At 71.4% G+C, this 11,928-nt stretch carries 13 protein-coding genes; 8 read left to right on the top strand and 5 right to left on the bottom strand.

The genetic code is table 11. The annotated features are described in order from the left end of the window. The 5 genes from KK617_RS17745 to dnaA all read right to left on the bottom strand — a co-directional run. Positions 1–186: hypothetical protein (locus KK617_RS17745; protein ID WP_277501517.1), on the bottom strand; the 186-nt coding region annotated here is incomplete at its 3' end. Continuing rightward, positions 176–1,330, bottom strand: a complete 1,155-nt coding sequence (gene recF / locus KK617_RS17750; protein ID WP_277501518.1) for a DNA replication/repair protein RecF — start codon at positions 1,328–1,330, stop codon at positions 176–178. The genes KK617_RS17745 and recF, both read right to left, overlap by 11 nt. A 6-nt stretch (positions 1,331–1,336) precedes the next feature. After that, complete coding sequence (gnd, locus tag KK617_RS17755; RefSeq protein WP_277501519.1) at positions 1,337–2,278, bottom strand: phosphogluconate dehydrogenase (NAD(+)-dependent, decarboxylating); 942 nt, start codon at positions 2,276–2,278, stop codon at positions 1,337–1,339. Between the two features lie 110 nt (positions 2,279–2,388). Beyond that, the gene (dnaN, locus tag KK617_RS17760; RefSeq protein ID WP_277501520.1) at positions 2,389–3,528 is read right to left on the bottom strand and encodes a DNA polymerase III subunit beta; all 1,140 of its coding nucleotides are present in this window, start codon (positions 3,526–3,528) and stop codon (positions 2,389–2,391) included. Between the two features lie 484 nt (positions 3,529–4,012). Continuing rightward, positions 4,013–5,440 (bottom strand): chromosomal replication initiator protein DnaA, encoded by a 1,428-nt coding sequence (dnaA, locus tag KK617_RS17765; RefSeq protein WP_277501521.1) that lies wholly within the window; start codon positions 5,438–5,440, stop codon positions 4,013–4,015. A gap of 506 nt (positions 5,441–5,946) precedes the next feature. Between dnaA and rpmH the strand changes: the two genes are divergently transcribed. The 8 genes from rpmH (at position 5,947) to KK617_RS17805 (ending at position 11,191) form a co-directional block, all read left to right on the top strand. Continuing rightward, entirely contained in the window at positions 5,947–6,084 is a 138-nt protein-coding gene (gene rpmH / locus KK617_RS17770) for a 50S ribosomal protein L34 (protein ID WP_277501522.1), read from the top strand. Between the two features lie 19 nt (positions 6,085–6,103). Then, the gene (rnpA, locus tag KK617_RS17775) at positions 6,104–6,454 is read left to right on the top strand and encodes a ribonuclease P protein component (protein WP_277501523.1); all 351 of its coding nucleotides are present in this window, start codon (positions 6,104–6,106) and stop codon (positions 6,452–6,454) included. Continuing rightward, positions 6,451–6,684 carry a membrane protein insertion efficiency factor YidD gene (gene yidD / locus KK617_RS17780; RefSeq protein ID WP_277501524.1) on the top strand — a complete coding sequence of 78 codons (234 nt, stop codon included), beginning with the start codon at positions 6,451–6,453 and terminating at the stop codon, positions 6,682–6,684. The genes rnpA and yidD overlap by 4 nt, the downstream gene beginning before the upstream one ends. 19 nt (positions 6,685–6,703) lie before the next feature. Further along, entirely contained in the window at positions 6,704–7,735 is a 1,032-nt protein-coding gene (gene yidC / locus KK617_RS17785) for a membrane protein insertase YidC (protein WP_277501525.1), read from the top strand. A gap of 24 nt (positions 7,736–7,759) precedes the next feature. Then, positions 7,760–8,326 carry a R3H domain-containing nucleic acid-binding protein gene (locus KK617_RS17790; RefSeq protein ID WP_277501529.1) on the top strand — a complete coding sequence of 189 codons (567 nt, stop codon included), beginning with the start codon at positions 7,760–7,762 and terminating at the stop codon, positions 8,324–8,326. Between the two features lie 63 nt (positions 8,327–8,389). Then, the gene (gene rsmG, locus KK617_RS17795; RefSeq protein WP_277501526.1) at positions 8,390–8,998 is read left to right on the top strand and encodes a 16S rRNA (guanine(527)-N(7))-methyltransferase RsmG; all 609 of its coding nucleotides are present in this window, start codon (positions 8,390–8,392) and stop codon (positions 8,996–8,998) included. Positions 8,999–9,191: 193 nt separating this feature from the next. Next, on the top strand, positions 9,192–10,175 hold the full coding sequence (locus KK617_RS17800; RefSeq protein ID WP_277501527.1) for a ParA family protein: 984 nt from the start codon (positions 9,192–9,194) through the stop codon (positions 10,173–10,175). After that, a complete protein-coding gene (locus tag KK617_RS17805) occupies positions 10,172–11,191 on the top strand; it encodes a ParB/RepB/Spo0J family partition protein (RefSeq protein ID WP_277501528.1) in 1,020 nt (339 codons plus the stop codon). Before KK617_RS17800 ends, KK617_RS17805 begins: the two co-directional genes overlap by 4 nt. Positions 11,192–11,928 lie beyond the last annotated feature (737 nt).

Below are 11,928 nucleotides of genomic sequence, written 5' to 3' on the forward strand. Positions count from 1 at the left end.
CCCGCCCGCGGCGGCCGCGGCGCGCGCGGCGGCCCGCGCCAGGTCGAGCCCGGCGGCGTCGTGGGAGTCCTCGCCGGTGTCGTCGCTCCCCTCCGGCGAGTTATCCCCAGGGTTATCCCCACCTGTAGGGACAGCCTCGTCCGCCTCGCCCGTCCCATCCGACGACTCGGGCACCTCAGGGCTCACGGTGCACCTCGCCGCCGGCGACGCGGTAGCGCGCGCCGGCCAGCGCGGGCGGCACGTCCTCGGCCACGGCGGCCGTGACGAGCACCTGCTCCGCGCCGGCGACGAGCTCGGCGAGCTGGTCGCGCCGGCCCGCGTCGAGCTCGGCGAAGACGTCGTCGAGCACCAGGATCGGGTCGTCGCCGTCGTCGCGCAGCAGGTCGTACGACGCCAGCCGCAGCGCCAGCGCGAACGACCACGACTCCCCGTGCGAGGCGTAGCCCTTGACCGGCAGCCGGACGTCCGCCGACGCCAACGTGCAGAGCAGGTCGTCGCGGTGAGGCCCGACGAGCGAGTGGCCGCGGTCGAGCTCGTCCTTGCGCCGCTCGGCGAGCCCCGCGAGGAACGGCTCCGTCAGAGACGCCGCGCTCGGCCGGTCCTCGCCCTCGGGCAGCTCGACGGAGGAGCGGTAGACGACGTCGGCCGCGTCGCGACCCGCGCCGCGCGCGACCGCGGCGTACGCCTGCGCGAGGTAGGGACGCAGCTCGTGCACGAGCGCCACCCGCGCGGCGAGCAGCTGGGCGCCGACCTCGACGAGGTGGGAGTCCCAGACGTCGAGGGTGGCGAGCGACGCGTCGAGCGAGGCGCCCCGCCGCGCGCCGCCGGCCGTCTTCAGCAGCGTGTTGCGCTGGCGCAGCACGCGGTCGTAGTCGGCGCGCACCCCGGCGTACCGCGGCGAGCGCAGCACGAGCAGGTCGTCGAGGAAGTGGCGCCGCTCCGTCGGGTCGCCCTTGACCAGCGCTAGGTCGTCGGGCGCGAACACGACGGTGCGCACCAGGCCGATGAGCTCGCGGGCGCGGGGGAGCGCCGAGCGGTTGACCCGCGCACGGTTGGCCTTCCCCGGGTTGATCTCCACCTCGAGGGTGGCGCTGCGGCCGTCCCGCACGACCGCCGCGCGCACGATCGCCCGCTCCGCGCCGTGGCGCACGAGCGGCGCGTCCGAGGCCACCCGGTGCGACGAGAGCCGCGAGAGGTAGTCGATCGCCTCGACCAGGTTGGTCTTGCCCTGCCCGTTGCGCCCGAGGAACGCGCCCACCCCCGCCTCCAGCGGCAGCTCGAGCGTGCCGTAGGAGCGGAAGTCGTGGAGGGAGAGGTGGGCGACGTGCACGAAGGGTCAGCGCTGGGCGGGGTGCGCCGTACCGGTCTGCTCGCCGGACTCGGGCGCGTCACCACCGGCGGGGGCGGCGGTGTGGACCGCGTGCCCGCCGAACTGGTTGCGCATCGCGGCGATCGCCTTCATCGCGGGGGAGTCGTCCTGGCGCGAGACGAAGCGGGCGTAGAGCGCCGCGGTGATCGCCGGGGTGGCGACCGCGTTCTCGATGCCGGCCTCGACGGTCCAGCGGCCCTCGCCCGAGTCGTCGGCGTACCCGCGGATGGAGGACAGGTTCTCGTCCTCGTCGAGCGCGGCGACCAGCAGGTCGAGCAGCCACGAGCGGATGACGGTGCCCTCGCGCCACGAGCGGAAGACCTCGGTGACGTTGTCGACCATGTCGACCTTCTCGAGCAGCTCCCAGCCCTCGGCGTAGGACTGCATGATCGCGTACTCGATGCCGTTGTGGACCATCTTGGAGAAGTGGCCGGCGCCGACCTTGCCGGCGTGCACGGCGCCGAACTCGCCCTCGGGCTTGAGGGTGTCGAAGACCGGCTGCACCTTCGCCACGTCCTCGGGGGTGCCGCCGTACATCAGCGCGTAGCCGTTCTCCAGGCCCCAGACGCCGCCGGAGACGCCGCAGTCGACGAAGCCGATGCCCTTCGCGCCGAGCTGCTCGGCGTGCGCCTGGTCGTCGGTCCAGCGCGAGTTGCCGCCGTCGACGACGAGGTCGCCCTCGCTCAGCAGCTCGCCCAGCTTCGTGACCGTGTCGTGGGTCGGGCCGCCGGCCGGGACCATCACCCAGACGACGCGCGGCGAGGGCAGCGCCTCGACCATCGCCTCGAGGCTGTCGACGTCGGCCAGGTCGGGGTTGCGGTCGAACCCGACGACCGTGTGGCCGCCGCGGCGCAACCGCTCCCGCATGTTGCCGCCCATCTTGCCGAGTCCGATGAGGCCGATCTCCATGGCGAGCTCCTCTGCAGGCGTGTCGTGTCCGGGGTGTGTGCGTGGGGCTGGCGCGGGGCGCCGGGTACGACGCTACGCAGCGCCGCAACGGGCGGTGCGCGCCGTCGGGGTCAGGAGAGCAGGCGGCGCGGCATCAGCAGGTAGCGGAAGCCCGGGTCCTGCTCGCCCTCGTCGACGACGCCGCTCATCACCACGGGCTTCGACGCCTGGGTGAAGGCGAGCTTGACGACGGGCTGGTCGATGGCGGTGAGGCCGTCGAGCAGGAACTGCGGGTTGAAGCCGGTGACGATGTCGCCGCCGTCGATGGCCGCCTCGATCGACTCCGAGGCCTGGGCCTCGTCGCCGGAGCCGGCGTCGAGGGTGAGCACGCCGTCGGAGAAGGCCATCTGCACCGCGGTGTTGCGCTCCGCGACGAGCGAGACGCGCTTGACCGACTCGACGAGCGCGGCCTTCTCGATCGTGGCCACCGTCAGGTGCTCGTTGGGGAACAGGCTGCGGACCTTCGGGAACTCGCCGTCGAGCAGACGCGTCGTCGTACGACGCACCCCACCGTTCGCGGCACCCTCGAAGCCGATGATGCCCTCGCCCGAGCCGCTGGCCGACAGCGCGATGGTGACCTCGGTGCCGGCGGTCAGCGACTTCGCCGTGTCGGCGAGCACCTTGGCCGGGACGAGCGCGGCGAGCGACTCGTCGGGGGTGCGGGGCTCCCACTCCAGCTCGCGCTGGGAGAGGCGGAAGCGGTCGGTCGCCAGCAGGGAGATCGTCGTGCCGTCGATCTCGATGCGCACGCCGGTCAGCACCGGGAGCATGTCATCGCGGCCCGCGGCGGTGACGGCCTGGGCCACCGAGTGGGCGAAGACGTCGCTGCGCACCGTGCCGGTGGCGGTCGGCATCTGGGGGAGCGAGGGGTACTCGTCGACCGGCAGCGTCTGCAGCGTGAAGCGCGCCGACCCGCAGACCAGCGAGACGCGGGCGCCGTCGAGCGTCATCTCCACCGGCTTGTTCGGCAGGCTGCGCGTGATGTCGGCGAGGAGACGGCCGCTGACGAGCACGGTGCCCTCGTCGACGACGTCGGCCGCGAGGGTGGCGCGGGCCGAGGTCTCGTAGTCGAAGGTGGACAGCACCAGACCGTCCTGCTTCGCCTCCACGAGGAGGCCGGCGAGGACGGGGACGCTCGGACGCACGGGCAGGCTGCGAGCAGCCCAGGCGACGGCGTCGGCGAGGACGTCGCGTTCGACGCGGAACTTCACTGCAGGTCCTCCTGGTGGCGGTCCGTTCGGGGCCGGGGCGGCATGCGAATCACACGACGTCGGCACGCACGGGTGGGAATCGCATCCTGCCACGTGCGGCGAGGCCGCGGGACCGCTGGGCGGAGGGATCCCTGTCATTCACCGGCGTCGACGACCTCGTCGGCCTCCCTCGGGCCTCGGTCATCCCCAGGGAGAGGGCCGGGTGGGGGTCGACGAGGAATCGGATCCGGATGTCAGGAGGGAGGGGTCATAGGTGCTGTGCACTCTGTGGAGAAGTGTCGTCCGGCCAGGTCAGGTGCTCGACGGCCCTGTGGAGCGGCGGTGGAGGACGACGCGACGTACCTAGGGGCGGGTGTGGAACCTGCGCCGTCCGTCGCGCCGTCGTCCCCACGAGTGCACAGGGGCTGGGGACGACAGGCGGGGTGGGCGCACAGGCGCTCCACATCTTCCACGCGTGTAGTTCACCGGGCGGCGGGGCGAGGCGTCAGGGGGTCTGGCGGGCCTGCATCTTGATGCGGTTGGTGAGCTCGCTGACCTGGTTGTAGACCGAGCGGCGCTCGGCGAGCAGCTGGTTGATCTTGTTGTTGGCGTACATGACCGTCGTGTGGTCGCGGTTGCCGAACTGGGCGCCGATCTTCGGCAGCGAGAGGTCGGTGAGCTCGCGGCACAGGTACATGGCGATCTGGCGGCCCTGCACGAGGTGGCGACCGCGGCTCGGTCCCGTGAGGTCCTCGATGGCCACCCCGAAGTACGCCGCGGTCTGCGCGATGATCGCGGCCGGCGTGATCTCGGGCTCCCCCCCGTCGGGGATGAGGTCCTTCAGCACGATCTCCGCCAGCGTCAGCTCGACCTCCTGGCGGTTGAGGTTCGCGAACGCCGTGACCCGGATGAGTGCGCCCTCGAGCTCGCGGATGTTGGTCTGGATCTTGGAGGCGATGAACTCGAGGACGTCCGGCGGCGCGGTGAGGCGGTCCATCGCCGCCTTCTTGCGCAGGATCGCGATGCGGGTCTCGAGGTCCGGCGGCTGCACGTCGGTGATGAGGCCCCACTCGAACCGGTTGCGCAGCCGGTCCTCCAGCGCCTCGAGCCGCTTGGGCGGGCGGTCGGAGGTGAGGACGATCTGCTTGTTCGCGTTGTGGAGCGTGTTGAAGGTGTGGAAGAACTCCTCCTGCGTCTGGGTCTTCCCCTCCAGGAACTGGATGTCGTCGATGAGGAGCACGTCGACGTCGCGGTAGCGCCGCTTGAACCGGTCCTGCCGGTCGTCGCGGATCGCGTTGATGAACTCGTTCGTGAACTCCTCGCTCGACACGTAGCGCACCTTCGCGCCGGCGTAGAGGCTGCGCACGTAGTGGCCGATCGCGTGGAGCAGGTGGGTCTTCCCGAGGCCGGACTCGCCGTAGACCATCAGCGGGTTGTAGGCCTTGCCCGGCGCTTCGGCCACTGCGACGGCGGCGGCGTGGGGGAACCGGTTCGACGAGCCGATGACGAACGTCTCGAACGTGTACTTGGGGTTGAGGCGCGTCTCGAGGTTGGCCGACTGCCGGCTCGACTCGGACTGCTGCGGCTCGGGCTCCGGAATTATCGACAAAGCAACTTGGTTATTCGACGACTTCTCGGGCTCGCGGCTGGGCGCCGCGGTCGCGACCGGCTCGTCCCCCGTGTCGAGGGCGGGGTTGACGGTCACGGCGATGCGGACCTCGTGCCCGAACGCCTCGCTCAGCGCGTCCTCGATCTGCGAGCGCAGCCGGCCCTCGAGCTGCATGCGGGTGAACTCGTTCGGCACCGCGATGATCGCCGTCGTCTCGTGCAGCGTCATGGGCTCGCTCGCGTGGAGCCACGCACGCTGGTGCGCCTGGAGGTCGGCGAGCACCCGCCGCCACGCCGTGGCGAGGTCCGTGGGGCCGTTCTCCATGTCGCTCCTCCTCGTGGCGCCGGGGGTCCGGAGGCGCCGACCGCTGTCGTCCGCTGCCCGATCCTGCCTCATGAGCCGGGAGATTCCACAGTCTTGTCCACAGCTTGTGAAGAAGGGGCGGCGGGGGGCGGAGGCACCCCGGTCGGGCGCCCACGCTCGGCATCTGCGACGCATCCCCGCTGGTCATCCGGGGTACGGCGGCCGCCCCACGCGGACCCGCAGCGGTCCCCGCGGGGCCGCGGGCGTCGTACCGGCGGGAGGAGGGGATCCCCCGGGGTACGGCGGGCCGCCCGCCCCCGCGCCGGGTTGTCCACAGGGTGCCGACGGTTTGACCCGTCCGGGACGAGCACGTACCGTTCCTAAGTCGCCGGGGTTGTCTCGACCGGTGCCGCATGTCCACGGAGGGGTCCCCGACGGGCCACAGCCGTGGGTGGGCGGTGCCAGCCGATGGCTGAGACCTCCCCCCGGTGGTGGACATCGTCCCAGACCCGATCCGGAGAAGACTCGTGAGCAAGCGCACCTTCCAGCCGAACAACCGCCGCCGTCACAAGGTGCACGGCTTCCGCCTGCGCATGCGCACCCGTGCCGGCCGCGCGATCATCAACACGCGCCGCCGCAAGGGTCGCAAGAGCCTGACCGTCTGAGCTCGCCGAGCAGCCGGACGTGCTCGCGCGCGACCAACGGATGCGTCGTGGCGCCGAGTTCGCCACGGCCGTCCGGCGCGGTCGTCGCGCGGGCACCCGCACGCTGGTGTGTCACTGGGCCGACGCGGAGGATCCCCTCCGCGTCGGCTTCGTCGTGAGCAAGGCAGTGGGGCCGGCCGTGGTGCGCAACCGCGTCAAGCGTCGGCTCCGCCACCTCGTGCTCGACGCGGGCCGCGCCGGTGCTCTCCCTGCGGGTGGGTTGCTGGTCGTGCGAGCGCTGCCCGCCGCGGCCGAGTCCGACGTCGAGCGGCTCCGCTCCGACCTCGAGCGCAGCGTGCAGCGCGTGCGCCCGCCGGTGGTGGCGGCGTGAAGTACCTGCTCATCGGGCTGCTGAAGGCCTACCGGCTCCTCATCAGCCCCCTGTACGGCCAGGTGTGCCGCTACCACCCCTCGTGCTCGGCGTACGCGCTCGAGGCGGTGACGCAGCACGGAAGCATCCGCGGATCGTGGCTCGCGGTGCGGCGTCTGTCACGCTGTCACCCGTGGGCGGCCGGCGGTTACGACCCCGTTCCCGAGCGCCACCCGGCGCCACGACCCTGAGATCGAGGAGCTCCGCATCGTGTTCGACTTCTTCGGTGCCATCGGCGGCGCCATCATGACGCCGCTGTACTACGCCGTGTCGGCGGTGATGCTGGCGTGGCACGAGCTGTTCTCGCTGTTCCTCCCGTCGGACAGCGGTGCGACCTGGATCCTCTCCATCGTCGGCCTGACCCTCGTCATCCGTGCGGCCCTGATCCCGCTGTTCGTCAAGCAGATCAAGTCCAGCCGCAACATGGCGCTGCTGCAACCGCAGGTGCGGGAGCTGCAGAAGAAGTACAAGCACGACCGCGAGCGCCTCGCCCAGGAGACGATGCAGCTCTACAAGGAGGCGGGCACCAACCCGTTCGCCTCGTGCCTGCCGATCCTGCTGCAGATGCCGATCTTCTTCGCGCTGTTCCGCCTGCTCGACCAGGCGGCGCGGAACGGCACGGCCCACGGCTTCCTCACCACCGAGCTGGCCCGGAACTTCGGTGACTCCGAGCTCTTCGGCATCCCGATCGCACGCACGTTCATCGACAACGACGGCAACCTCGGCGTCAGCGTGCTCGCCGCGATCCTCGTGATCGCCATGACCATCACGACGTTCACGACGCAGCGTCAGCTGATGAGCAAGAACATGCCGCCGGAGGCCCTCACGGGCCCCTACGCGCAGCAGCAGAAGATGCTGCTCTACATCCTCCCGCTGGTGTTCGCCATCGGCGGTGTGGCCTTCCCGATCGGCGTCCTCTTCTACTGGACGACGTCGAACCTGTGGACCATGGGCCAGCAGTTCTACGTGATCCGGCGCAACCCTGCTCCCGGTACGCCGGCGGCCAAGGCGAAGGCGGAGCGCGACGCCGAGAAGGCGCGCCGGAAGGGACACAGCCCCGCTGACGGGGTCTCGCTCGAGAAGGGCGGGAGCACCGCCGTCGAGACCGCTCCGGAGACGGCCCCCCGCCCGCGGCAGCAGCCGCAGCGACAGACCAAGGCGCAGCGCTCCAAGGCCTCCCCGGCGGGCTCCAAGCCCCGTCCTCAGGGGTCGAAGAGCGCGCCCACGAAGAAGAAGCGCTGAGCGGGTGACCGCGTGGACGAAGGAGTGGAGCAGGTGACGGAGACGACGGAGACGGTCGACCCGACGGACCAGGACGCCGTGGCGGGGGACGAGCGGGACGACGCCGCGCCCGCGGCGGGCGAGCCGGGTGCCCGGGTGGGCCGCCTCGAGCGTGAGGGCGACATCGCGGCGGACTACCTGGAGGAGCTGCTCGACATCGCGGACCTCGACGGGGACCTCGACATCGACGTCGAGGGCGACCGCGCGTCGGTCTCGATCGTCGGTGCGGACCTGTCGCAGCTCGTCGGACCCCAGGGCGAGGTGCTCGACGCCCTGCAGGAGCTGGCCCGCCTGGCGGTCTACCGGGAGACCGGAGAGCGGTCGCGGCTCATGCTCGACATCTCCGGGCACCGCGCGGAGCGTCGCGCGGCGCTCGAGAAGCTGGCGGCCGAGGCCATCGAGGAGGCGCGCAGCTCGGGTGACCGCGTCTCGCTCGACCCCATGTCGCCGTTCGAGCGCAAGGTCGTCCACGACGCCGTCGCCGCGGCCGGGCTGTCCTCGGAGTCCGAGGGCGTCGAGCCGCGTCGGCACGTCGTCGTCCTGCCGAACTGATCGGCCCCCGTGTCGGACGACGTTTCACGTGAAACACCCCCCGCGCCCGAGGTGGCGCGGGGGGTGTTCCCTGTCGACCGCTGGCCGCTCGCGGAGCGGTACGCCGCGTCGTTGGCGGTCGACGGGGTCGTCCGCGGACTGATCGGCCCGCGAGAGGTCCCCCGGCTGTGGGACCGGCACCTGCTGAACTGTGCCGTCATGGCGGATGCCCTCCCGGCAGAGCCCCACACCGTGGCGGACGTCGGCTCGGGCGCCGGGCTGCCGGGCATCGTGCTCGCGATCCGTCGACCCGACATCCAGGTGACGCTCATTGAGCCGTTGCTGCGTCGTACGACGTACCTCCAGGAGATCGCCGACGAGCTGGGCCTCGACAACGTCGAGGTGCTGCGCGCCCGCGCCGAGGAGGTGCACGGGGAGCGCTCGTTCGACGTGGTCACCTCGCGTGCGGTCGCCGCGCTCGACAAGCTGCTGGGGTGGTCGATGCCGCTGGTGCGCCGTGGCGGCGAGCTCGTGGCCATGAAGGGCTCCCGGGCCGCCGACGAGGTGGCCGAGTCGGGGTCGGCGCTGCGGCGCTGGTCCGCGGAGCGCGCCACGGTCGAGACGTTCGGTGCCGGCGTCGTCGATCCACCGACCACCGTCGTCCGAGTGGTGCGGACGAAGTGTGTTGACTAGGTTGTTCCCTCGAGTCCGGGCGGTGGACGGCGCGGTTGTCGACGCCATCCACCCGGGCCCGAACCGGGCGTCGCCCGCCGCCGAGCGCGCGTCGTCTGTGCACAGGGCGATTCCGCGTGGTTGTGCGCTGGAGACGTTCGTTGTCCACAGATGTGGGCCGGATATCCACACGGCGTGATGAAGGGACGTTGACGTGGTTTCACGTGAAACAGAGGGCGACGGGGCGACGCCCACGGCGTACCGCGTGCGCACGGCCGGGGACCTCGCCGAGGCGACTCCCCCGTCGGACGATGCGACCACGCCGCTAGCCCGCGCCGTCGAGGCGTCCCTGCTGGTGCGCGACGGCGCGCGGCGCATGGCTCTCCCCCGCCCCCCGCAGACCCGGGTCATGGTGGTCGCCAACCAGAAGGGCGGCGTCGGCAAGACGACGACGACGGTCAACATCGCGGCGGGCCTGGCCCAGCTCGGCCAGCGGGTGCTCGTCATCGATCTCGATCCGCAGGGCAATGCATCCACGGCGCTGAACATCAAGCACCACCGAGGGACGCTCGGCACGTACGACCTGCTCGTCGACGGTGCAGCGCTGGCCGACGTGGCCCAGCCCTGCCCGGAGGTCGAGCGTGTCGACGTCGTGCCTGCGACCATCGACCTTGCCGGGGCCGAGATCGAGCTCGTCAGCGTCGTGGCGCGCGAGAACCGGCTCAACAAGGCCATCCAGGCCCACCCGCTGGTGGGGGGTGCCGATGCGGGCGACGGGCGGTACGACTACGTCATCGTGGACTGTCCCCCGTCGCTCGGCCTGCTGACCTTGAACGCCCTGGTGTCGGCGCACGAGATGCTCATCCCGATCCAGGCGGAGTACTACGCCCTGGAGGGCCTCGGCCAGCTCATCGAGACGGTCGAGATGGTGAAGAAGCACCTCAACCCGTCGCTGCGGATCTCCACGATCCTCATCACCATGTACGACGGACGCACCAAGCTGGCGGCCGGTGTCGCCGAGGAGGTGCGCGAGCACTTCGGCGAGCAGGTGCTGCGCACGATGATCCCCCGCTCGGTGCGCGTCAGCGAGGCGCCGTCGTACGCACAGACCGTGATGACCTACGACCCGGGGTCCACCGGGGCGATGGCCTACCTCGAGGCGGCCCGGGAGATCGCCCAGCGCGGAGGCAAGGCATGAGCAAGCAGCCGCCCCGCCGGGGGCTGGGCCGCGGACTGGGCTCGTTGATCCCGACGGCGCCGGAGCAGCCGGCTGCGGAGTCGCCGGCCGTCGCAGATGCCGCGGGGTCGGAGAGTACTGATGAGGGCACCGCCGCGGGTGCCGCGGGCCGTGTTTCACGTGGAACGGGCGCTGAGGGGAGCGTCGGACTGGCTCCGGTCGACGGCGCGTACTTCGCCGAGCTGCCGGTGGGCCAGATCTCCCCCAACGCACGCCAGCCGCGGCAGGTCTTCGACGAGGACGCGATGGCGGAGCTCGTCTTCTCCATCAAGGAGATCGGCCTGCTGCAGCCGGTCGTCGTCCGCCGTACGGGCGACGACGCCTACGAGCTCATCATGGGCGAGCGGCGTTGGCGCGCCACCCAGGCGGCCGGTCTCGACGTCATCCCCGCCATCGTGCGGGAGACCGAGGACACCGCCATGCTGCGGGACGCCCTGCTGGAGAACTTGCACCGCTCGCAGCTCAACCCCCTCGAGGAGGCGGCCGCCTACCAGCAGTTGCTCGAGGACTTCTCGTGCACGCACGAGGAGCTGGCGCAGCGCATCGGCCGCTCGCGCCCCCAGATCAGCAACACGCTCCGTCTGCTGCGCCTGAGCCCCGCCGTGCAGCGCCGGGTCGCTGCGGGCGTGCTGTCGGCGGGCCACGCCCGCTCGTTGCTCGGCGTCGCCGACGGGGCGTCCCAGGACCGGCTCGCGCAGCGCGTCGTGGCCGAGGGCATCAGCGTGCGGGCCCTCGAGGAGATCGTCGCGATGGGCGAGGAGTCCGGCGGGGCCGAGCCACGACGTCGTACCCCTCGCCAGACCGAGCCGGGTCTCGTCGACCTGTCGGACCGGCTGTCGGACCGCTTCGACACCCGCGTCAAGGTCGACATGGGCAAGGCCAAGGGGCGGATCACCGTCGAGTTCGCCTCGGTCGAGGACCTGCAGCGCATCGTCGACCTCATGGATCCACGCAATAGAACCGACAAGTTGCTCTAGCGATTAGTCGACATAAGGCCCCCAACGCGTTTTAGGGCGTCAGGAACGGGCCGGGAAAGTTCTGTGAGAGCGATTCTGAGCGGCGGGCGCTGACGTCCTGACGGACGTTCCCGACGCTCGGCGGCTCTACGAGGCTCCCCCGCAACGCTTGTCGGGGGCTGCAGTGGGTGGTTTCGAGGGCCGCTGGGGCGGCCACCTCAACCACCGAGCGCCAGGGCGGCCACCTCAACCACCGAGCGTCGGTTGAGGTGCGAGCTCCGGCGAGCCTCGACACCAGCTCGGGACGTGGGTGGTTTCGAGGGCCGCTGGGGCGGCCACCTCAACCACCGAGCGCCAGGGCGGCCACCTCAACCACCGAGCGTCGGTTGAGGTGCGAGCTCCGGCGAGCCTCGACACCAGCTCGGGACGTGGGTGGTTTCGAGGGCCGCTGGGGCGGCCACCTCAACCACCGAGCGCCAGGGCGGCCACCTCAACCACCGAGCGTCGGTTGAGGTGCGAGCTCCGGCGAGCCTCGACACCAGCTCGGGACGTGGGTGGTTTCGAGGGCCGCTGGGGCGGCCACCTCAACCACCGAGCGCCAGGGCGGCCACCTCAACCACCGAGCGTCGGTTGTGAACCGTCACGGGTTCTCTGCCGCTTCTATACGGGGTGCGGCTCTCGGTCGAGGGCAGCGTAGTAGTCGTGCTCGTGCTCGGCTGGTGGGATCTGGCCGATGCTGGAGTGCAGGCGGCGGTAGT

Source organism: Nocardioides sp. ChNu-99 (assembly GCF_029493445.1).
In the GTDB taxonomy this organism is placed as follows: Bacteria; Actinomycetota; Actinomycetes; order Propionibacteriales; family Nocardioidaceae; genus Nocardioides.